15 protein-coding genes are annotated in these 19,831 nt (G+C 69.9%); 3 read left to right on the forward strand and 12 right to left on the reverse strand.

The features are described 5' to 3' along the window. Position 1 precedes the first annotated feature (1 nt). From FNV62_RS15380 to FNV62_RS15390, 3 genes are all read right to left on the reverse strand, one after another. The gene (locus FNV62_RS15380) at positions 2-1,327 is read right to left on the reverse strand and encodes an ABC transporter substrate-binding protein (protein ID WP_143601303.1); all 1,326 of its coding nucleotides are present in this window, start codon (positions 1,325-1,327) and stop codon (positions 2-4) included. Between the two features lie 69 nt (positions 1,328-1,396). After that, positions 1,397-3,034 (reverse strand): glycoside hydrolase family 13 protein, encoded by a 1,638-nt coding sequence (locus tag FNV62_RS15385; protein ID WP_143601304.1) that lies wholly within the window; start codon positions 3,032-3,034, stop codon positions 1,397-1,399. A 210-nt stretch (positions 3,035-3,244) separates the two neighbouring features. After that, the gene (locus tag FNV62_RS15390) at positions 3,245-4,516 is read right to left on the reverse strand and encodes an ABC transporter substrate-binding protein (RefSeq protein WP_097284199.1); all 1,272 of its coding nucleotides are present in this window, start codon (positions 4,514-4,516) and stop codon (positions 3,245-3,247) included. Between the two features lie 188 nt (positions 4,517-4,704). On the opposite strand from FNV62_RS15390, the gene FNV62_RS15395 reads away from it, so the two are divergent. From FNV62_RS15395 to FNV62_RS15405, 3 genes are read left to right on the forward strand one after another with little or no spacing between them, the layout of a single operon-like run. After that, positions 4,705-5,220 (forward strand): PadR family transcriptional regulator, encoded by a 516-nt coding sequence (locus FNV62_RS15395; RefSeq protein WP_060898347.1) that lies wholly within the window; start codon positions 4,705-4,707, stop codon positions 5,218-5,220. Then, complete coding sequence (locus FNV62_RS15400) at positions 5,217-5,990, forward strand: ABC transporter ATP-binding protein (RefSeq protein ID WP_097284200.1); 774 nt, start codon at positions 5,217-5,219, stop codon at positions 5,988-5,990. The genes FNV62_RS15395 and FNV62_RS15400 overlap by 4 nt, the downstream gene beginning before the upstream one ends. A gap of 5 nt (positions 5,991-5,995) precedes the next feature. After that, positions 5,996-8,287 (forward strand): FtsX-like permease family protein, encoded by a 2,292-nt coding sequence (locus FNV62_RS15405; protein ID WP_143607777.1) that lies wholly within the window; start codon positions 5,996-5,998, stop codon positions 8,285-8,287. 19 nt (positions 8,288-8,306) lie between these two features. Here FNV62_RS15405 and FNV62_RS15410 read toward each other — a convergent pair whose 3' ends face one another. The 9 genes from FNV62_RS15410 to FNV62_RS15450 form a co-directional block, all read right to left on the reverse strand. Further along, positions 8,307-9,275: a hypothetical protein gene (locus tag FNV62_RS15410; RefSeq protein ID WP_097284202.1), complete on the reverse strand. Its 969-nt coding sequence runs from the start codon at positions 9,273-9,275 to the stop codon at positions 8,307-8,309. A 101-nt stretch (positions 9,276-9,376) separates the two neighbouring features. Next, a complete protein-coding gene (pgi, locus tag FNV62_RS15415; protein WP_143601307.1) occupies positions 9,377-11,029 on the reverse strand; it encodes a glucose-6-phosphate isomerase in 1,653 nt (550 codons plus the stop codon). 72 nt (positions 11,030-11,101) lie between these two features. After that, positions 11,102-12,370, reverse strand: a complete 1,269-nt coding sequence (locus FNV62_RS15420; protein WP_143607778.1) for an MFS transporter — start codon at positions 12,368-12,370, stop codon at positions 11,102-11,104. A 186-nt stretch (positions 12,371-12,556) separates the two neighbouring features. Next, complete coding sequence (locus FNV62_RS15425; protein ID WP_075026247.1) at positions 12,557-12,892, reverse strand: RNA polymerase-binding protein RbpA; 336 nt, start codon at positions 12,890-12,892, stop codon at positions 12,557-12,559. 236 nt (positions 12,893-13,128) lie between these two features. Beyond that, a complete protein-coding gene (gene secG / locus FNV62_RS15430) occupies positions 13,129-13,365 on the reverse strand; it encodes a preprotein translocase subunit SecG (protein WP_006373292.1) in 237 nt (78 codons plus the stop codon). 125 nt (positions 13,366-13,490) lie between these two features. Then, entirely contained in the window at positions 13,491-14,267 is a 777-nt protein-coding gene (gene tpiA / locus FNV62_RS15435) for a triose-phosphate isomerase (RefSeq protein WP_054235922.1), read from the reverse strand. A 6-nt stretch (positions 14,268-14,273) separates the two neighbouring features. Further along, a complete protein-coding gene (locus FNV62_RS15440; RefSeq protein WP_143612997.1) occupies positions 14,274-15,485 on the reverse strand; it encodes a phosphoglycerate kinase in 1,212 nt (403 codons plus the stop codon). Positions 15,486-15,613: 128 nt separating this feature from the next. Then, positions 15,614-16,624, reverse strand: a complete 1,011-nt coding sequence (gap, locus tag FNV62_RS15445; protein WP_054235924.1) for a type I glyceraldehyde-3-phosphate dehydrogenase — start codon at positions 16,622-16,624, stop codon at positions 15,614-15,616. Positions 16,625-16,814: 190 nt separating this feature from the next. Then, a complete protein-coding gene (locus tag FNV62_RS15450; RefSeq protein ID WP_143612998.1) occupies positions 16,815-19,772 on the reverse strand; it encodes a M14 family metallopeptidase in 2,958 nt (985 codons plus the stop codon). Between the last annotated feature and the right edge of the window lie 59 nt (positions 19,773-19,831).

The following is a 19,831-nucleotide window of genomic DNA, read 5'->3' on the forward strand; positions in this document are numbered from 1 at the left end:
ATCAGCCCTGGTACGCCTTGGCCGCGGCCTTCTCCAGGTCGGCCGCGGTCGCCTTCGGGTCCGAGGGGTCACGGAGGAAGTCCTGGAGGATCTTCCACTCGCCGGCGCCCTTGGTGCCGCCGAACGCGGCGGGGGCCTGGTCGGACATGTCGAAGCGGACCGAATCCCCGGCGGCGACCAGGGACTTGGCGGTCTCGCGGGCGATGTCGTCGCTGTAGGAGGCGAGGTCGAGCTTCTTGTTCGGGGAGAGGAAGCCGCCCGCCCCGGCCCAGACGGCGGCCGCTTCGGGGGTCGCCAGGTACTCCAGGAACGTCATGGCGGCCTTCTGGTTCTTGCCGTCCTTGAGGACCACGGCCGCGTCGCCGCCGCTGACCACGGGCGCCTTGCCGCCGTCGACCGCGGGGAAGGGGAAGAAGTTCGCGTCCTGGCCGATCTTCTTGCCGAACTGGTCCTTGGCGACCCCGGCGACGAAGTCGCCCTCGTAGACCATGCCCGCCTCGGGCTTGGGTCCGAAGACCTTCTCGACGGAGCCGGGGAAGTCCGTGTTCAGGGCCCCCTTCTGGCCGCCGGCGATCAGTTGCTTGTCCTTGAAGAGCTTGCCGAGGGTGGTGAGCGCATCGACCACGGTCGGGTCGGTCCACTTCAGCCGGTGGGCGGCCAGGGCGTCGTACTTCTCCGGTCCCGCCTGGGAGAGGTAGATGTTCTCGAACCAGTCGGTGAGGGTCCAGCCGTCCTGTCCGGCGACGGAGAAGGCGGCGAGGCCCGAGTCGGAGACGGTGTGTCCGGCCTTCAGCATGGCGTCGTACGTGGTCGGCGGCTTGACACCCGCCTGGGCGAGCGCGTCGGGGCTGTACCAGACGGTCGACTTGTGGGCGGCCTTGAAGTACAGGCCGTACAGGGTGTCGCCGACGCTGCCGTACTTCTTCCAGACGCTCGCGTAATTGGTGTCGACGGACTGTTCGGTGGTCTTGGAGAGCGGCTTGAGCCAGCCCTCCTTCGCGAACTGCTGGAGGACGCCGACCTGCGGGACCATCACCACGTCGGGGGCGTTGCCGCCCTCGATCTTGCTGCCGACGACCGTGGAGACGTTGTCGCCGGTGGAGACGAACTGGGTCTTGGCGCCCGTCTTCGCGGTGAAGGCGTCCAGGACCTTCTGGAAGTTCTTCTGCTCGCTGCCGGACCAGACACCGGCCACGGTGATCGTCTGGCCGCTGAGCGACTTACCGCCGCCTCCGGCGGCCACGGGCCCGCCTCCGCAGGCGGTGGCGCCGAGGGCCAGGGCGAGGGCGGTGCAGCTCGCGAGCAGGGTCGTACGTCGTCGCATCATCGTTGATGTCCCTTTCAGGGCAGGGGAATTGACGGAAACCAGAGGAACGGAAGGCGGAGGAGGGGACGGTCAGGGATTCGTGCTGTCGCTGATCCACCAGGCGGCCGTCGAGCCGGGCAGCACGCCGGCCGGACAGGGGCCGCTGGACAGCAAGGGGGTGCCGGAGACCGGCGCGGGTGTGGGGGCCGTACCGAAGTTGACGGCGCACACCAGGCCGTCGCCGCGGACGAAGGCGAGGACGCCGGGCGGCGCCGGAAGCCAGCGCAGCGCGCCCTCGCCCAACTGCGGAAGTCCGGCGCGCAGCTGGAGCCCGTCGCGGTACAGGTGCCAGAAGGAGCGGGTGTCGGCGAGCGCGCGGTCGGTGGCGTACTCGGCGAAGTAGGCGGGCTGCGGCAGCCACGGCTTGGCGCTCTCCGCGCCCGAGGTGAAACCGAACGGCGAGGCGTGCCCGGACCAGGGCAGCGGCACCCGGCAGCCGTCGCGGATACGGGCGCGGCTTCCCGTGCGGCGGAAGATCGGGTCGGTCAGCACGTCGTCGGGCAGGTCGACGACCTCGGGCAGCCCGAGCTCCTCGCCCTGGTAGATGTACGCGGCTCCGGGCAGCGCCAGCATCAGCAGTGCGGCGGCGCGGGCACGGGCCGTCCCGAGGCCGCTGCCCTCGGTGCCGAGCTCGCCGTAGCGGGTGACGGTGCGGACCTGGTCGTGGTTGTTGAGGACCCAGGTGACCGTCGATCCGGTGCCGGCGATGTCCTGCATGGCCTCGGAGATGACCTTGCGGAAGGCGTCGGCGTTCCAGGGCGCGCTGAGCAGGTCGAAGAAGAAGGCCTGGTGGAGCTCGTCGGGGCGTACGTACTGGGCGTGTTCGCGGGCCGTCGGTACCGAGACCTCGCCGACCAGCAGCCGGTCGCGGCCGTCGCGCCCGGTGTACTCCTCGCAGACGGACCGCCAGTGGCGCCACACGTCGTGCACCTCGGGCCGGTTCCAGGCGAGCGGGTTGACCGAGTCGCGGGTGCGGGCGTCGGCCTCCGGGTCGGGTGAGTCCGGCAGGTCGGGGTGCTTGAAGAGGCCGGCGGCGACGTCGATGCGGAAGCCGTCGACGCCCCGGTCGAGCCAGAACCGCAGCACGTGGTCGAAGTGCGTGCCGACCTCGGGGTTGCGCCAGTTCAGGTCGGGCTGCTCGGAGGTGAACATGTGCAGGTACCACTGGCCGGGGTTGCCGTCCGCCTCGGTGACGCGGGACCAGGCCGGTCCGCCGAACATGGCGTGCCAGTTGTTGGGCGGCTCGGCGCCGTCCGGGCCGCGTCCGTCGGCGAAGTGGAAGCGGGCGCGGGCCGCGCTGCCCGGCTCCGCCGCGAGCGCGGCACGGAACCACGGGTGCTCACTGGAGCAGTGGTTGGGGACGATGTCCAGGAGCACCTTGATGCCGAGGCGTCGGGCGTCGGTCATCAGCAGGTCGAACTCGGCGAGGTCGCCGAAGAGCGGGTCCACGTCGCAGTAGTCGGCGACGTCGTAGCCGTGGTCGTGCTGCGGCGAGGGGTAGAAGGGGCTCAGCCAGATGCCGTCGACACCGAGCTTCTTGAGGTACGGCATGCCCGCGCGAACCCCGGCGAGATCGCCGATGCCGTCACCGGTGCTGTCCAGGAAGCTGCGGACGTACACCTGGTAGATCACTGCGTCGCGCCACCAGCGGTGCGTGTTGAGGGTCACCCGTTGGACCTGTCTGTGCGTGCCTGTGGTTATGCATGCATGTTAAGTAGGCGTGTCACACGGGTGTCAACGAGTAGGCAGCATCAACCCGGCATCGACCGGGGAGTTGGTCAGTTATATGCAGACTTTTCGGGCACAAAACCCGGAGATGGGATGCTCCCGTTACCTAACAAGTAACTAGCAGGTTGCCCACAAGGCACCGCCGGGGTGCTAGCGGCTGGGGATGGCCGCCAGCTCGCGCGCCAGCCGCCGTACCGCCGCGGACGGCGTCTCGTGCCCCGTCATCGCATCGTGGACCACGGCCTGGACGACCAGGCTGACCTGGTCGTAGCGCGGGCTCTTGGGGCGCGGGGCGGCCGCGAGGACGCTGGCGCGCAGCGTGGGCAGATAGGGGAACGCCCGGATCAGCTCCGGGTCCTGGTACAGCGCCGCCCGTACGGGCGGCAGCGCACCCTTGGTGAGGACCTGGCGCTGCGCCCGCTCGGTCGTGAGGTACGCGATCAGGCGCGCGGCCGAATCGGGGTGCCGCGCATGGGTGTTGACGGCCAGGTTGGAGCCGCCCAGCACGCTCGTGCCCGGTCCGTCGGGTCCGGGCAGGGGGACCGCGCCGACCTTCCCGGCGACCGCCGATCCCTTGCCGGAAGCACCGACGTAGGCGTAGGGCCAGTTGCGCAGAAAGAGGAGGTGGCCGTCCTGGAAGGCCTGTTTGGACTCCTCTTCCTTGTACGTCAGCGCCTTCTTCGCGATCCAGCCGTCGCGCACGCCGTCGGCGAGGAACCCGATGCCCTCGCGGGCCGCCTCGGAGTTCACGGTGACGCGCTCGCCCTCGTCGCCGAGGATCGTGCCGCCCGCCGAGTAGACCGCCTCCGCCGCGTTCACGGTGAGGCCCTCGTAGGGCAGGAACTGGCCGGCGTAGCCGTCGAGTCCGTACTTCGGGGCGATGGTCCTCGCCTGTCGCGCCAGCTCGGCCCAGGTCCGCGGCGGCGCGACGCCCTCCTTGGCGAGGACGTCCTTGCGGTACAGGAGGAGTCCCGCGTTGGTGACGTAGGGGACCGCGTACAGCCTTCCGTCGTACGTCGCCGTGTCCACGACCGGCGGCAGGAAGCTGCGGAGCGGGAAGCGGCCGCGGTCCAGCGGGGAGATCCAGCCCGCGGCGGCGAACTCCGAGGTCCAGGCGACGTCGATGTTGAGGACGTCGAAGCGGCTTCTGCCACCGCCGCGCAGGTCGGTCGTCATCTGCGCGTGCGTCTCGTCGGCGGAGTCCGGGAGTTCGACGAGGGTGACCCGCTCGCCGGGGTGGGTACGGTTCCACCCTTCGAGCAGTGGCCCCAGATAGCCGGTGAGGTCCCCCGCGGTCGCCAGGGTGAGCGGGCCGCGACCGCCGCCGTGCGCCCCGTCGGCGGGGGTGCCGGAGGTGACGTAACCGGTCAGGACCACCGCCGCGACCAGGAGGCCCCTACCGGCGGCACGTATCCACCGCATAGGTTCCTCCCTGTACACCGGCGTCGGGCACCTTCGCCCGGCGTCAGTGGCCATGTATACCTGTTAGGTATGGGCGATACTAGGGCCTGCCACACATTGGCCTCCGGCCGCATCGACCGGGCAACGGCCTGACATCGGTATGACATCGGTCTGCGGCACACGACAAGGACGCGGGGAGGAGAGCACGGGTGCGGCTGCCCCTCCTGGCCCTGCTGGCGCGAGGCCCGGCCCACGGGTACGAGCTCAAGCAGGACCTTGAGCAACTGCTGGGCTCCGCGTACCCTCAGCCCAACGTCGGCCAGATCTACGTCACGCTCGGCCGCCTCGAGAAGACGGGACTGATCGAGGGCGAGGAAGTCGAGCAGTCGAGCCGCCCCAACAAGAAGATCTACCACCTCACCGACACCGGGCGCGAGGCGCTGCAGGCCTGGTACCAGGAGACGGCGGACGAGCCCCGGGTACGGGACGAGTTCTTCATGAAACTCGCGCTCGCCCCCACGACCGGCCTGGCCGACCAGATCGCCCTGATCAACAGGCAGCGGCGGCAGTATCTGAACACCATGCGCAACCTGTCGAAGCTCGCCGCGGCCGAGGACCGGGACAACCGCATCTCCCAGCTGCTGATCGAGGGCGCCATGCTGCACCTGCAGGCCGATCTGGACTGGCTGGAGCGCTGCCAGGAGGAACTGGAGGAGCTGGAATGAGCCACACCGCTCCTGTGCCGCGCGCCGAGGGTCAGGCTCCCTTGCTGCGCGCCGAGGGCCTGGTCAAGACCCACTACGGCGAGGGCGCCCCGGCGTATGCCGTGCGTGGAGTGGATCTTGCCGTGCGCCAGGGCGAGTTCGTCGCCGTCACCGGGCCGTCCGGCGCCGGCAAGTCGACGCTGCTGCATCTGCTCGGCGGCCTCCAGCGGCCCGACTCCGGCAGCGTCTGGCTGGACGCCGAATGCACGGACGCGTACAGCGAGGCGCGCTGGGCGGTGGAGCGGCGACGGCGCATCGGCATCGTCTTCCAGTTCTTCAACCTGGTCTCCAACCTGTCGGTCGCCGACAACGTGGAGCTGCCCGCCCTGCTCGCCGGGGTCTCCCCCAAGCAGGCGCGCGCCGAGCGCGAGCGGCTGCTGTCCGAGCTGGGCCTGGCGGGCAAGGGACGAAGCATGCCCGGTGAGCTGTCCGGCGGCGAACAGCAGCGCGTCGCCCTGGCCCGGGCGCTGGTCAACCATCCGTCCCTGCTGCTGGCCGACGAACCCGCGGGCAGCCTGGACAGCAAGGGCACCCGCGAGGTGATGCGGCTGCTGTCCCGCTTCCACCAGCGCGGTCAGACCATCGTGCTCGTCACCCACGACGCCCGGCTCGCCAGCGCCGCGGACCGCGTGATCAGCTTCTTCGACGGCCGCATCGCCGACGACGCGGAACTCGACGGCACGCCGTCACGCGGCGCCGGGATATCCGGCGTGCTGGAACTGAGGGACTGAGCGGCGTGCGGGCCACTCTGCGCTGGGCGCATGCCGATCTGCGCACGCATCGGGGCGAGGCGCTGTTCATCGTGCTCGCCACCGCGGGAATCGTCACCTCGCTGCTGCTCGCCGCGGCACTCTTCGGATACGCGACGAACCCCTGGCAGCGCGTCTTCACACAGTCGCACGGCGCCCATGTGTGGATCCACACCGGCGCGTCCGCCGACGCCGGGCGGCTCGCCCGGCTGGACGGCGTCGAGTCCGTGGCGGGCCCGTACAGCACCGCGTCCGCCACCGTCGAGTCCCGCGGCACCCGTGCCTCCGTCGAGCTGCGCGGCGCCGTCGAGCCGCCGGCCACCGGTCGGCCGCTGCTCGTCTCCGGTCACTGGCTCGACCAGGCCCGGCCCGACGGAGTCGTCCTGGAGGAAAGTCTCGCCCGTGCGCTGTGGGCCGAGCCCGGGGACACCCTCACCGTGCCCGGCACCGCACGCACCCTGACCGTCCTGGGCGTGACCGACAGCGCCGAGCCGCGCTACCGCCCCGGCGAGCGGTCGGGGGTCGTCTGGGCGCTGCCCTCCGCGGTGCGGGGCGCGGACGGACGTACGGGTCAGATCATCGGTCTGCGCCTGACCGATCCCGGCGACACGGACTACGCCGTGCAGCGCGCGGTGACGACGCTCGGCTCCGGCGCGGTCACCCAGGTGTCGAACTGGCAGCAGGCCCGCGCCGAGGCCCAGGGCGACAACCGGCTGCTGGGGCAGGTGCTCGGCCTGTTCGGCCTCGGCGCGCTCCTCGCCGCCGCGCTCGCCGTGTACGGCGCGATCGGCACCCGTATCCGCGGCCACCTGCGGGACATCTCGATCCTGAAGGCGATCGGGTTCACGCCCGGCCAGGTGGTGCGCATCTTCCTGATCCAGCACGTCGTGTACGCGTCGCTGGGCGCCCTGGTCGCCGCCGCGCTCACCCAGGCGCTGGGGAGCAGGATCCCCGGCCGCCTCGGTGACGCCCTGGGCGTCTGGCAGGGACTGCCCGGGCACACCGCGGCCCTGTTGGCGGTACCGGTGGCCGCGGTGCTCTTCATCGGCGCGACGACCGGGATCGCCGCGTGGCGGGCGGGCCGGGTGCCCCCCGTGCCGGTGCTGCGGGCCGCGGCACCTCCGGCCGGTCGCCTGTCGGGCGTGGCCCGCCGGGCGCTCGGACTGCGGCTGCCCCCCGCCCTCGTGCTCGGCTGGCACCAGGCCTTCCCGCGGCGGCCGCGCTCGCTGGCCACGGTCGCCCGGCTCGCCCTGCCACTGCTGCTGATCGTGGTCGCGCTGAGCGCCTGGACCACCATCGACCGCTTCCACAGCGAACCCGAGCGGATCGGCCTCGCGGCCGCGCTCACGGCGCACCCGGACGAGGGCCTCGGAGATCCGGCGGCCCGCGCACTGCTCGCCCGGAACGCACAGGTCACCGCCGTGCACCCGGGCGCCGAGGTGGCCGCTCTGGTTCCGGGCCAGACGGCGACGATCGCATTGCGCGGGCTCGGTACGCACCGGGATCCGTATCCGTTCTCGCTGGCCGAGGGCCGCCCGGCCCGCGGGCCCGACGAGGCGGTGGCCGGTCAGGGGCTGCTCGACCTGCTGGACGTGCGCGTCGGGGACTGGGTGCGGATGACCGTCGGCGCGCGCCCGCAGATCCTGCACATCGTCGGCCGCAGCATCGAGCCGGAGAACGGCGGACGCGTCATCTCCACCTCGCTCGACACCCTGCGCGAGAACGACCCGGAGCTCCGCCCGACCCTCTACCAGCTCCAGTTGCGCCCCGGCGCCGACCCGGGCAGGGTCGCCGCCGAGCTGACCGCGGCCGGGCACGGGCACCTGGACGTGCACGCCGTGACCAACCCGGCCGACGGTCTCTCGCCGCTGCGCGGCGTCGTCGTCGGGCTGATCGCCGTACTGGCCCTCATCGGGCTCATCGAACTGCTGACCGCGGTCGGCGGCACCGTGCGCGAGGGCGAACGGGATCTGCTGGCGCTCAAGGCCATCGGGCTGTCCCCGCGGCAGATCACGGCGGTCACCGTCACGGCCACCGCCTGCACCGCGCTGGCAGCGGTCCTCGCGGGTACGGCGCTGGGGCTGCCTCTGGCGCACTGGCTGATCGACGTCCAGGGGAAGTCGAGTGGGATCGGCGCCGGTATCGCCCGGGGGCCGTCCCTCCTCCTGCTGTCCCTGTTCGGTCTGGCCGCGGTCCTGGGCGCCGCCGCCCTCGCCGCGCTCCCCGCGGGCCGCGCCGCCCGACGACGGCTCGCGGACACACTGAGCGCGGTGGCCTGAGCCCGGGACCCGAGCGCCGTCAGAACCCGTGCGGGTTCTGCTGGTGGTACGGGTTCTGCGGTCCTTGGTTGTACGGGTTCCCCGGTCCTTGGTTGTAGGGGTTCCGCGGTCCCTGGTTGTACGGGTTCCGCTGCCCCGGCGCATAGGGGTTGCCCTGGTTGTACGTGTACGCCGGACCCGGACCGTACGGGTTGCCCTGCGGCGGCAGGTACCCGTACGGCGGGACAGGCGGAGCCGACGGGACAGGCGGAGGCAGTGTGGCCGGATGCGCCCCCAGGCGTATCCCGTGCCGCCTCCGCAACCGGTACATCTCCAGCGCGGCGATCCCCGTGACCGTCACCGGCGCCCCCAGAATGAAGACAACCCCCATCCCGAGACTGAGCCCGTGCAGATCCCCCGTGGCGAGGTCCGGAAGGGCCATCAGCCACGTCGTCACGGTGGCGAGCAACGGCGGCAGACAGCGATGCACCGCGGCCGTACCGAAGAAGTTTCCGGACACCTTCACCGCACCCGAGCCGACGAACCCGGTCAGCCAGATCGCCACCAGCCCCAGCACCAGGGCGAACCCTCCGACCCCGGCGGCGAGCCACCACATCAGCACGGTCAGGACGATGGACCCGACGAAGGCCAGCAGCAGCTTGAACGAGTTGCCGAGCGGCACCCGCAGCTGCCGGACCGTCCCGGTGCGCCGCCAGACGAAGAGCATCACCCCGACGGTCAACGGCGTGATGAACAGCAGCACGGCGGACGCCGTCAGCATGTTCTGCAGCATTTCCGTGAAGGCGAACCCGCCTTGCACGAAGGTGTAGACACCGACCGCCGCGACCGCCCCGGCGATGACCCGTACCCGCTTGAGCCGCTCCACCCCCGGATCGACCGCCTCCGGGATCCACGCCGGATGGAACACCGCCTCCGCGACCCGCTTCGGCTTCAGAAACGACCTCGCCGTCAGCGTGCCACCCGTCCAACTCCCCCGCGAACCAGTCAACTTCCGCTCCCCCGAGCCTTCATCCACATGATCGCCCGGGAGTCTACGGGAAGCGGGCGGACTCCCACCGCCCGCTTTCCGTGACCCACGCGCGTCCGCGCCTACCGGCCGCGCAGCTCCCGGTACTTCGCGACGAGCGCCTTCGTCGACTCGTCCAGGCCCGGCACGTCCGCACCCTCGGTCAGCGCGGGTTCGACCCGCTTGGCGAGGACCTTGCCGAGCTCGACACCCCACTGGTCGAAGGAGTCGATGTTCCAGACCGCGCCCTGGACGAACACCTTGTGCTCGTAGAGGGCGACCAACTGGCCGAGCACCGAGGGCGACAGCTTCCTCGCGAGGATCGTCGTCGTCGGGTGATTGCCCTTGAACGTCTTGTGCGGGACCAGTTCCTCGGCCACACCTTCGGCGCGCACCTCGTCCGGCGTCTTGCCGAAGGCGAGAGCCTGGGTCTGCGCGAAGAAGTTCGCCATCAGCAGGTCGTGCTGGGCGACCAGGCCCGGCAGCAGATCGGCGACCGGCTCGGCGAAACCGATGAAGTCCGCCGGGATCAGCTTCGTGCCCTGGTGGATGAGCTGGTAGTAGGCGTGCTGCCCGTTGGTGCCGGGCGTCCCCCACACGACCGGGCCGGTCTCCCACTCCACGTCGTGCCCGTCGCGCTCCACGGACTTGCCGTTGGACTCCATGTCCAGCTGCTGCAGATACGCCGTGAACTTGGACAGGTAGTGCGAGTACGGCAGTACGGCGTGCGACTGGGCGTTGTGGAAGTTGCCGTACCAGATACCCAACAGGCCCATCAGCAGCGGCACATTGGACTCGGCGGGCGCAGTGCGGAAGTGCTCGTCGACGAGGTGGAACCCGTCGAGCATCTCCCGGAAGCGGTCCGGCCCGATCGCGATCATCAGGGACAGACCGATCGCGGAGTCGTACGAGTACCGTCCGCCGACCCAGTCCCAGAACTCGAACATGTTGGCGGTGTCGATGCCGAAGTCGGCGACCTTCTCGGCGTTGGTGGACAGCGCCACGAAGTGCTTGGCCACGGCATCCTGGTCGGCCTTCAGCTCGGTCAGCAGCCAGTTGCGCGCGGAGGTCGCGTTGGTGATCGTCTCGATGGTGGTGAACGTCTTCGAGGCGATGATGAACAGCGTCTCGGCCGGGTCGAGGTCGCGGACGGCCTCGTGCAGGTCGGCGCCGTCCACGTTCGACACGAAGCGGACCGTGAGGTCGCGGTCGGTGAAGGAGCGCAGCACCTCGTACGCCATCGCCGGGCCGAGGTCGGAGCCGCCGATGCCGATGTTCACGACGTTCTTGATGCGCTTGCCGGTGTGGCCGGTCCACTCGCCGGAGCGGACCCGCTCGGCGAAGCCGGCCATCTTGTCGAGCACGGCGTGCACGGCCGGGACGACGTTCTCCCCGTCGACCTCGATCACCGCGTCGCGCGGGGCGCGCAGCGCCACGTGGAGCACGGCCCGGTTCTCGGTGACGTTGATCTTCTCGCCGCGGAACATGGCGTCCCGCAGCCCGAAGACGTCGGTCGCCGCTGCCAGCTCGCGCAGCAGCCGCACCGTCTCGTCGGTGACCAGGTGCTTGGAGTAGTCGACGTGCAGATCGCCGACCTGGAGCGTGTACCCGGTTCCGCGCCCGGGGTCGGTTGCGAACAGGTCCCGCAGATGGGTCTCCGCGAGCTCCTCGCGGTGCTTGGCCAGAGCGGTCCACTCGGGCGTCTGGTTGAGCCTGGCACGGCTGTCTGCGTTCATCTCTGGCTTCCGCCTTCTTTCCTGCGTGTGCTGCTGCTTGCCTCGCCCCACTGCCGGTCCCAACCTAATTGATCAGGGCTTGACGTGAGCTGTCGTCGCGCCGTCGTCCGGCTCAACAACAGATACGTCCGGCAGATGCGCGGGTATCAGCGAGGTGACGGCGAGCCCGAAGAGGACGGCCGCGAACAGCGCGGGTCCGTTCAGCCCGTAGGCACCCGCCACGGCGCCGCCGAGCATGGCGCCGACCGGGGCCCCGGAGGTGGAGGCGGTGCGGAACGCGGAGCTGACGCGGCCCACCATGGCCGCCGGGCTGCGCTGCTGCATCAGCGTGACCTGGTTGACGTTCCACACCATGCCCATCAGTCCGAGCAGTGCCATGCCCGCGAGGAGTGCACCCAGGTGGCGGACGGTGCCGAGGAGTACCAGGGCCGCCGTCTGGACGCATCCGCACAGGAACAGGCTCCGTACCCGCCCGATCCGGCGCGCGATCCACTGGGCCGGCACTCCCCCGGCCAGGGATCCGGCCGAGTAGGCCGTCATCGCGGCCGCGAAGCCCGCGTTTCCCGCATGCAGCCAGCCGGTCACGTGCAGGACCAGCGTGGCGATCAGGGCGCCCATGCCGATGTTGCACAGCAGTGTGGCCGTGCAGACCGCGCGCAGCACCCTGTCGTGCCACAGGGTCCGCACTCCCTCGGCCACCTCCGCCCGCAGGGTGCTCCCGGCGGGCCGGGGCTCCCGCTCGGGCGCCCGGATCCGCAGGGAGGCCACGAGCGCCGCGGCCAGCAGATAGGTGGCCGCGTCGGCCGCGAACGGCGCGGCGGCCCCGAGGGTGAGCAGCAGCGGCACGAAGGGCCCGGCCAGGAAGCCGCCGGCGAGCTGCTGGCCGGTCATCAGCCTGGCATTGGCACTGCCCAGGGTCTCTTTGCCGACCAGGGAGGGCAGCAGGGCCGTGGACGCGTTGTCGAACAGCGTCTGGAGGGTGGTCAGGGCGAAGGCGAGCGCGATCAGCAGGCCGATCGTGGCATGGCCGAGCCCGACGGCGAGGGCGAAGCAGGCCACCAGCCCGCCGCGTACGGTGTCGACGGCCCACATCGCCCGCCGCTGGTCCACCCGGTCCGCGACCGCGCCGCCCAGCAGCCCGAAGAGGAGCCAGGGGAGGTAGCCGCAGGCCGTGACGGAGGCGATGACGAGCGGATCGTCCGTGAGCCGCACGGCGAGCAGCGGCAGCGCGGCGGTGCGCAGGGCGTCCCCGAAGCGCGAGACCACCGCCGCGCTCCACAGCCGCCCGAATCCCCCGCGCCACGCCGGTGCCCGCACCCCCGCCGCCTCGACCGTCGTCACAAGGCCCCCTCTGGTTCCGCCACTTCAAGAACCGTAGAGGGCACCACTGACAATCGGCTCGCGACGACGCCGCGGACGCTCCGCGACCGGGTCGGCACGGCGGCCCGCCCCGGCGGCGCCCGTGCGCGACCCGGCGTGCGAAACACGTCCGGCCAGGCACCTCGGTGCCCGGCCGGTTCTCAACTCCTAGATTTCGCCCCGCAGTTTGGCGAGCGCCTCGGCGAGGATGGCCTCGCCGTCCGCGTCGCTGCGCCGCTCCCGTACGTACGCGAGGTGCGTCTTGTACGGCTCGGTGCGCGGCGGGTCCGGCGGGTTGTCCTGGTCCTGTCCGGCGGGAAAGCCGCAGCGCGGGCAGTCCCAGGTCTCGGGAACCTGCGCGTCGCTGGCGAAGCTGGGCACCGTCTCGTGCCCGTTGGAGCACCAGAAGGAGATGCGCAGCCGCGGCGCGGACTCGCCGCGCTCGGCCTCGCCCATCGGCCCCGCCCCGACCCGGCTTCCTCGGATCGCGTTGCCACTTGCCACGGTCGTAACTCCCTGCGTGATGGTGCCGCGAAGCGAGTCGGCGTGACGCTTCGCTGCGAGCGCCTCAGTCTACGTAAGGCCCAACGCGCGTCCAGTGATTGGAGTTACACCCCGGCCCCTAGACGCAAGCCCCATGATAGGCCGCGCCTGGGGGCGCGTACCGGACATGGGGCCTTACGTGCGGATTGTGCTTGCGTAATGTGCAGTTGTGCTGCTGTACCGATGCCGGTCGGTGATCAGTTGTTGACCTTCATCAGGATGCCGAGCACGACAATGGACGCGAACCAGAGCAGACCGATCACCACGGTGATGCGGTCGAGGTTGCGCTCGGCGACCGAGGAGCCACCGACGGACGACTGCATGCCGCCACCGAACATGTCGGAGAGGCCGCCGCCCTTCCCCTTGTGCATCAGCACCAGCAGCATCAGCAGCAGGCTGAAGACGATCAGGGCGATCGAGAACCCCAAAACCACGGCTGGACCAACTTCCTCGGAACTGAATGGACGACGGGGGCCGAAGCCTACTGGGTGAGCATCTCAAGCCCACTCCGAAGGCCGCGACCCCCGCAAGGGTACGACGAATCGCCGCTAGCGCATACTTACTGGTCGCGGAAGCGGACGATCTTGACGAACTCGTCGGCGTCCAGGGAGGCGCCGCCGACCAGGGCGCCGTCGATGTCGGGCTTCGCCATGATCTCCGCGACATTGCCCGACTTCACCGAGCCGCCGTACTGGATGCGGACCTGGTCGGCCACCTCCTGGGAGTACAGCTCGGCCAGCCGGGCGCGGATCGCCGCGCAGACCTCCTGGGCGTCGTCGGAGCCGCAGACCTTGCCGGTGCCGATGGCCCAGACCGGCTCGTACGCGATCACGATCGACTCGGCCTGCTCGGCCGGGACGTCTTTGAGACCGCCGTCGACCTGGGAGAGCGTGTGCGGGACGTGGTTGCCCGCCTCCCGGATGTCCAGCTCCTCGCCGACGCACAGGATCGGGGTCAGGCCGTGCTTGAAGGCGGCCTTGATCTTGGCGTTGACGATCTCGTCGGTCTCGTTGTGGTACTGCCGGCGCTCGGAGTGGCCGATCGCCACGTACGTGCACTTCAGCTTGGACAGCATCGGGCCCGAGATCTCGCCGGTGTAGGCACCGGAGTCCTGCGCCGAGAGGTCCTGAGCGCCGTACTTGATCTTGAGCTTGTCGCCGTCGACCAGGGTCTGTACGGAGCGCAGGTCGGTGAAGGGCGGCAGGACGGCGACCTCACAGGCCTCGTAGTCCTTGTCGGCCAGGGCGAAGGCGAGCTTCTGGACGTGCGCGATGGCCTCGAGGTGGTTGAGGTTCATCTTCCAGTTGCCCGCCATCAGCGGCATACGGGTCGTCATGCGGGGTCAGTCCTCCAGTGCGGCGAGGCCGGGGAGCGTCTTGCCCTCGAGGTATTCGAGGGAGGCGCCGCCACCGGTCGAGATGTGACCGAATGCCTTCTCGTCGAAGCCCAGGATGCGGACGGCCGCGGCGGAGTCGCCACCGCCGACGACCGTGAAGGCCGGGGATTCGACGAGGGCCTGGGCGACCGCCTTGGTGCCCTCGGCGTAGTCGGGGTGCTCGAAGACGCCCATCGGACCGTTCCAGAAGACGGTGGCCGCGTCGGCGAGCTTCGAGGCGTACAGCTTGCGGGTCTCCGGACCGATGTCCAGGCCCTCCTGGTCGGCCGGGATGGCGTCCGCGGCGACGGTGGTGGGGTTGGCCGGGGCTTTGGTCTTCAGGTCCGGGAACTCCGGAGCCACCAGCACGTCGACGGGGAGGACCAGCTCGACGCCGTTCTTCTCCGCGCGGTCCATGTACTCCTTGACGGCCGGAACCTGGTCCTCCTGAAGGAGGGAGATGCCGACCTCGTACCCCTTGGCCTTGAGGAAGGTGTACGCCATGCCGCCGCCGATGAGCAGACGGTCGGCCTTGCCGAGCAGCTGGTCGATGACGGCGAGCTTGTCGGAGACCTTGGCGCCGCCGAGCGCGACGACGTAGGGGCGCTTGACGTCCTCGGTGAGCTTCTTCAGGACGTTGACCTCGGTGGCGATGAGGTAGCCCGCGTAGTGCGGAAGGCGCGCCGGGAGGTCGTACACGGAGGCGTGCTTGCGGTGCACGGCACCGAAACCGTCACCTACGTAGACGTCGGCCAGGGCGGCGAGCTGGTCGGCGAACTCGCCGCGCTCGGTGTCGTCCTTGGACGTCTCGCCCGGGTTGAAGCGCAGGTTCTCGATCACGGCGACCTGGCCGGGCTGGAGGCCGTTCACGGCGTCGTGGGCGGCGGGGCCGACGGTGTCCTGGGCGAACGCCACGGGGGCGCCGAGCAGTTCACCGAGGCGCTCGGCGGGCTGCAGCAGGGAGAACGCCGGGTACGGGGCGCCCTTGGGGCGGCCCAGGTGCGAGGCGACGACCACCTTGGCGCCCGCTTCGGCGAGGGCCTTGATGGTGGGCAGGACGGCGCGGATACGGCCGTCGTCGGTGATGAGGCCGTCGGCCAGCGGCACGTTGAGGTCGGCGCGGACGAAGACCCGCTTGCCGTCCACGCCTTCGGCGAGAAGTTCGTCGATCGTCTTCATAAAGGGACTCCTAGGAGGGCTCTGTTGTCCGGGAGGGCTGTTCGATCCGTGCACAGAGCAGGGCTCGGACAACGCGGCTGTGCGCTGCCCGAGCCCTGCTCTCACATCAGAGGTGCCTGCTCCGGGACTTAGAGCTGGCCGCCGACGAAGACCGTGAGGTCGACGAGACGGTTGGAGTAGCCCCACTCGTTGTCGTACCAGCCGAGGATCTTCACCGAGTTGCCCTCCTGGACCATCGTCAGGGAGGAGTCGAAGGTGCAGGAGGCCGGGTCGCCGACGATGTCCGAGGAGACGATCGGGTCCTCGGTGTAGGCCAGGTAGCCCTTGAGGTCGCCGTCGTCGGAGGCCTTCTTGAACGCGGCGTTGACCTCGTCCTTGGTGACCTCGCGCTGCAGCGTCACGACCAGGTCGGTGGCCGAGCCGGTCGGGACCGGGACGCGCATCGCGATGCCGTCGAGCTTGCCCTTGAGCTGCGGCAGGACCAGAGCGGTGGCCTTGGCGGCACCGGTCGTGGTCGGGATGATGTTCTCGGCGGCGGCGCGGGCGCGACGCAGGTCCGAGTGCGGGAAGTCCAGGATGCGCTGGTCGTTCGTGTACGCGTGGACCGTCGTCATCAGGCCCTTGACGATGCCGAAGTTCTCGTCGAGCACCTTGGCCATCGGCGCCACACAGTTGGTGGTGCAGGAGGCGTTGGAGATGATGTGGTGCTGCGCCGGGTCGTACTTGTCCTGGTTGACGCCCATCACGATGGTGATGTCCTCGTCCTTGGCCGGAGCCGAGATCAGGACCTTCTTGGCGCCGCCGGCGATGTGCTTCTCGGCGTCGGCCTTCTTGGTGAAGATGCCGGTCGACTCGATGACGATGTCGACGCCCAGCTCGCCCCACGGGATGTCGGCGGGGTTGCGCTCGGAGAGCACCTTGATGGTGTGGCCGTCGACGGTGATCGTGTCGGCGGTGTGCGACACCTCGGCCTTGAGGCGGCCCAGGATGGTGTCGTACTTCAGCAGGTGAGCGGTGGTCGCGGTGTCACCCAGGTCGTTGACAGCCACGATCTCGATGTCAGCACCCTGCTCCAGCAGCGCGCGGAAGTAGTTACGACCGATGCGGCCAAAGCCGTTGATGCCTACGCGGATCGTCACGAACCGATCTCCTCGTTAGGTACGCCGACTCAGTGCCGGCGAGTTGTATGGGATGTCCCCGACCGCCTACGACCCTACCTCCCCGAGGCGTCTGCGGTGACATCGAGATACCCCATACACGGCAGGGTGTTCCGTACCCACCAGTAGGGGTACGGAACACCCTCGGTGTTGACGAGATAGTCACACAGGGTTAGCTGTTCAGCGCCCCGAGCGCCTTCTTGATGAGGGCCGCGCGGTCGGCCGCCGCGGTGACGTGCTCCAGGCCGAAGCCCAGCAGCACCGTGTCGTGCGTGGTGACTCCGCCGTACGTCTTGAACAGTTCTCCGTAGCGCGCCCAGTCCTTGAGCACGGAGGGGCTGCCCGGAGGCGGTCCGGAGGCGCTCCAGGGCCCGAGGGAGGTCTCGAAGCCCTCGGTCTGGGTGGCCGCCCCGCCGACGACGAGGGAGGCGTTGTCCGCGAGGACGCCGTGACCGCCGGTGTTCGGGTCGGAGATGTAGCTCAGCGACACCTCGACCGACTTGCCCGCGTACGCGCTGAGGTCGAAGTTGACCTGCTGCCAGCCGCTGGAGGCGCCGGTGAAGCTGTTCCACGCCCCGCTGGTACCGGTGTTGGCGCAGCCGGTGGAACTCACGGTCAGGTACCGCTTGAGGAAGGGGTGCTCCCTGACCAGGAATCCGGCCTCGCACTCCGCCGGGACCTTGGTGCTGGTGGCACCGCCCGCCTCGGGCAGCGTCGTCCAGTCGTCGGCCCCGGTGGTGTGGGCCTCGAGCACCGCGTGGTCGTAGCCGGGCTCGGTGTCCCACAGGAGTTGGGTGCGCAGCGTCGGCTTGTCGGCGGCGCTGACACCGGTGAGGTCGATGGTCCTGGTGAGGCGCTTGTAGGCGTCGTCGGTGTGCACGGCGGCGGCCATGTACGAGCCCGCGTAGGGCCCGTACGGGTTGACGGTCCCGGCGAACTGGCCCGCTCCCGCGCTCGAGGCGAACTGCGGGTACTGCGCGGGCGCCAGCGAGTCCGAGGTGACGCCGTAGGTGCCCGCCGTGTTCAGCGGGTTGCCGGGCGCGTCGCCGAGCGCCCCCGTGAAGCCGGTGAGCTTTCCGGCGCCGGCGAATCCGTTGGCCCCCGGAGTGGACGTACGGGAGTAGGCGCCCAGGTAGTACTGGCTGAAGTCGTTCGAAAGGGTGCCTCCGCCGAGGTCGACGTTGCCGCCGGCCAGCTCGCCCGCCTCGATCAGCTTGCCGCCCTCGTTGAGGAAGGCGCGCAGCTGGAGCTGGGTGGCGTTGCCCGGCCGTGCGGCGCCGGTGTAGTGGACGACCGTCCTGAAGTGGCCGAGCACGCCGAGCGCGTCGGGCGCGCCCAGGGTCGCCACGTCCCACACGAGGGGCTTCCTGCCGTTGGCCTTCAGGGCGTCGACGTAGGCCTGGGACTGCGTGGCGGTCGCGCCCTCCTCGGCGACGACCAGCGTGTCGGCACTGGGCCGCTGGGCCACGGTGTACGTGAAGTGCGTACTGGAGGTCTTCTTGCCGCTCTTGGTCTCACCGGTGAACCACACCTCGACCTTGTCGCCGGGGTCGCCGTCCTTCACCTTGGCGCGGTACTCGTCGAAGTAGAGGTTGTCCTTGCCGCCGTAGGTCTCGCCGCCCTTCCAGGCCTTGAGCGCCATGTCCAGCGTACGGCCGCCGTTGACGCGGTACTTGAGCTCCTTGTCGCGTACGGACTTGCGGACGACCACGGAGACCGTCTGGTCGGCGCCGCGGGAGTACGACGTCGTGAAGGGGGCCGGGGTGAAGTCGGGCGCGTCGAGGCCCACCGAGGACGACGGCTGGTCGGGGTGGGCCGCGGTCTCGGCGACGGAGAGCGCGAACGGGACGTTCTTCTCGAACTCCTGCTCGATCAGCTTCTCGTCGTCCGGGAACGTGAAGACCGAGGCGCAGTCGGCCGCGTTCCAGGCGTCGTTCGGGTCGATGTCCGAGGCGGTCTGGCAGGTCGACATCTCGGGGGTGAACATCGCCATGCCGTTGACGTTGCCCGCGTGGCCGTCCGCCTCGCCGTTGGTCGTGTAGAGCTCCGAGGAGACCTGGGGGTGGTAGCCCGGGATCGCGGAGTGCTCGGGGGTTCCGGCGAGCGCCTTGTAGAGCACGTCGTCCGGGGTGGGCGTCGCCACCTGCCAGCCCACTCCGTAGAGGAGCAGTTCGGCGGCGGAGTGGTAGTTGATGCCGTACGTGAAGCCGATCCGCTTCTCGAAGGCGTCGAGCGCCTTGGTCTCGGGCTCGGAGCCGGGGCTCGCGCCGCGGTAGGTCTCACTGGTGGGGTTGGGTGACGAACCCTCGTCGTCGTAGCCCCACTTGTAGGCGAAGTTGCGGTTGAGGTCGACGCCGTCACCGGTGGAGATGACCCCGTCGCCGTTGACGTCCCGCAGGTTCTTGCGCCACTGGCGGGCGTCGGCGTCCTTGAACGTGTAGTCGTAGCCGTCGGGGTTGGCCGACAGGACGAACCACAGTTCGGTGGAGTCGACGATCTTCTTGATGCGTTTGTCCGTGGAGTAGTTGTCCAAGTAGTAGTGCATCAGACGCCGTGTCATCTCGGGCGTGATCCACTCGCGTGCGTGCTGGTTGGACATGTACAGCACGGACGGCTTGGAGCCGTCCTTGGACTTCTTCGCGCCCTTGGTCAGTTTGAGCGCGAGGATGTCCTGGCCGTTGACCGTCTTGCCGATGGAGACGACCTTGGCGAGATCGGGGTGGGCGGCGCCGGTCTTGACGATCTCCTCCTGGAGATTGCCCTTGCCGCTGTACGGGCGGAACACGCCCTGGGCCGCCTTCTCCACCCGCGCCTCGGCCTTGGCCGTCAGGGTGTGCTCGGTGAGGTCGACGCCCTGCTTCTCCAGCTTCTTGGCCTGCTGGTCGGTGACGTAGACCTCGACCGCGCTCTTGCCGTTCTTCCACGTCGTGTCGCCGAGTTCGTGGCCGTCCTGCCCGGCCGCGAGCAGCAGGGGTACCTGCTGCTTCGTGATCTCCGCGTGGAACACCTTCACGGCGTTCGCGTCGGGCTTGGGTGAACCGCCGTTCTGCGCCTGGGCGATGGGCGCCATGCCCGCACCGCCCAGCAGGAGCGCGCCCGTAGCGAGGATCGCTCTCGCTCTTCGTCTCATGAGCCCCCCTTGCGTGAGTCCGCCACAGCAGCGAACAGATGCCAGGCTCATGACACTTC

The organism is Streptomyces sp. RLB3-17, assembly GCF_007113425.2.
Classification (GTDB): domain Bacteria; phylum Actinomycetota; class Actinomycetes; order Streptomycetales; family Streptomycetaceae; genus Streptomyces; species Streptomyces mirabilis_D.

Bases quoted from the DNA above. Each gene is read 5' to 3' on its own strand.
- FNV62_RS15450 (WP_143612998.1), bottom strand. From the start codon at position 19,772: ATGAGACGAAGAGCGAGAGCGATCCTCGCTACGGGCGCGCTCCTGCTG.
- pgi (WP_143601307.1), bottom strand. From the start codon at position 11,029: ATGAACGCAGACAGCCGTGCCAGGCTCAACCAGACGCCCGAGTGGACC.
- FNV62_RS15380 (WP_143601303.1), bottom strand. From the start codon at position 1,327: ATGATGCGACGACGTACGACCCTGCTCGCGAGCTGCACCGCCCTCGCC.
- FNV62_RS15390 (WP_097284199.1), bottom strand. From the start codon at position 4,516: ATGCGGTGGATACGTGCCGCCGGTAGGGGCCTCCTGGTCGCGGCGGTG.
- FNV62_RS15400 (WP_097284200.1), top strand. From the start codon at position 5,217: ATGAGCCACACCGCTCCTGTGCCGCGCGCCGAGGGTCAGGCTCCCTTG.
- tpiA (WP_054235922.1), bottom strand. From the start codon at position 14,267: ATGACGACCCGTATGCCGCTGATGGCGGGCAACTGGAAGATGAACCTC.
- FNV62_RS15440 (WP_143612997.1), bottom strand. From the start codon at position 15,485: ATGAAGACGATCGACGAACTTCTCGCCGAAGGCGTGGACGGCAAGCGG.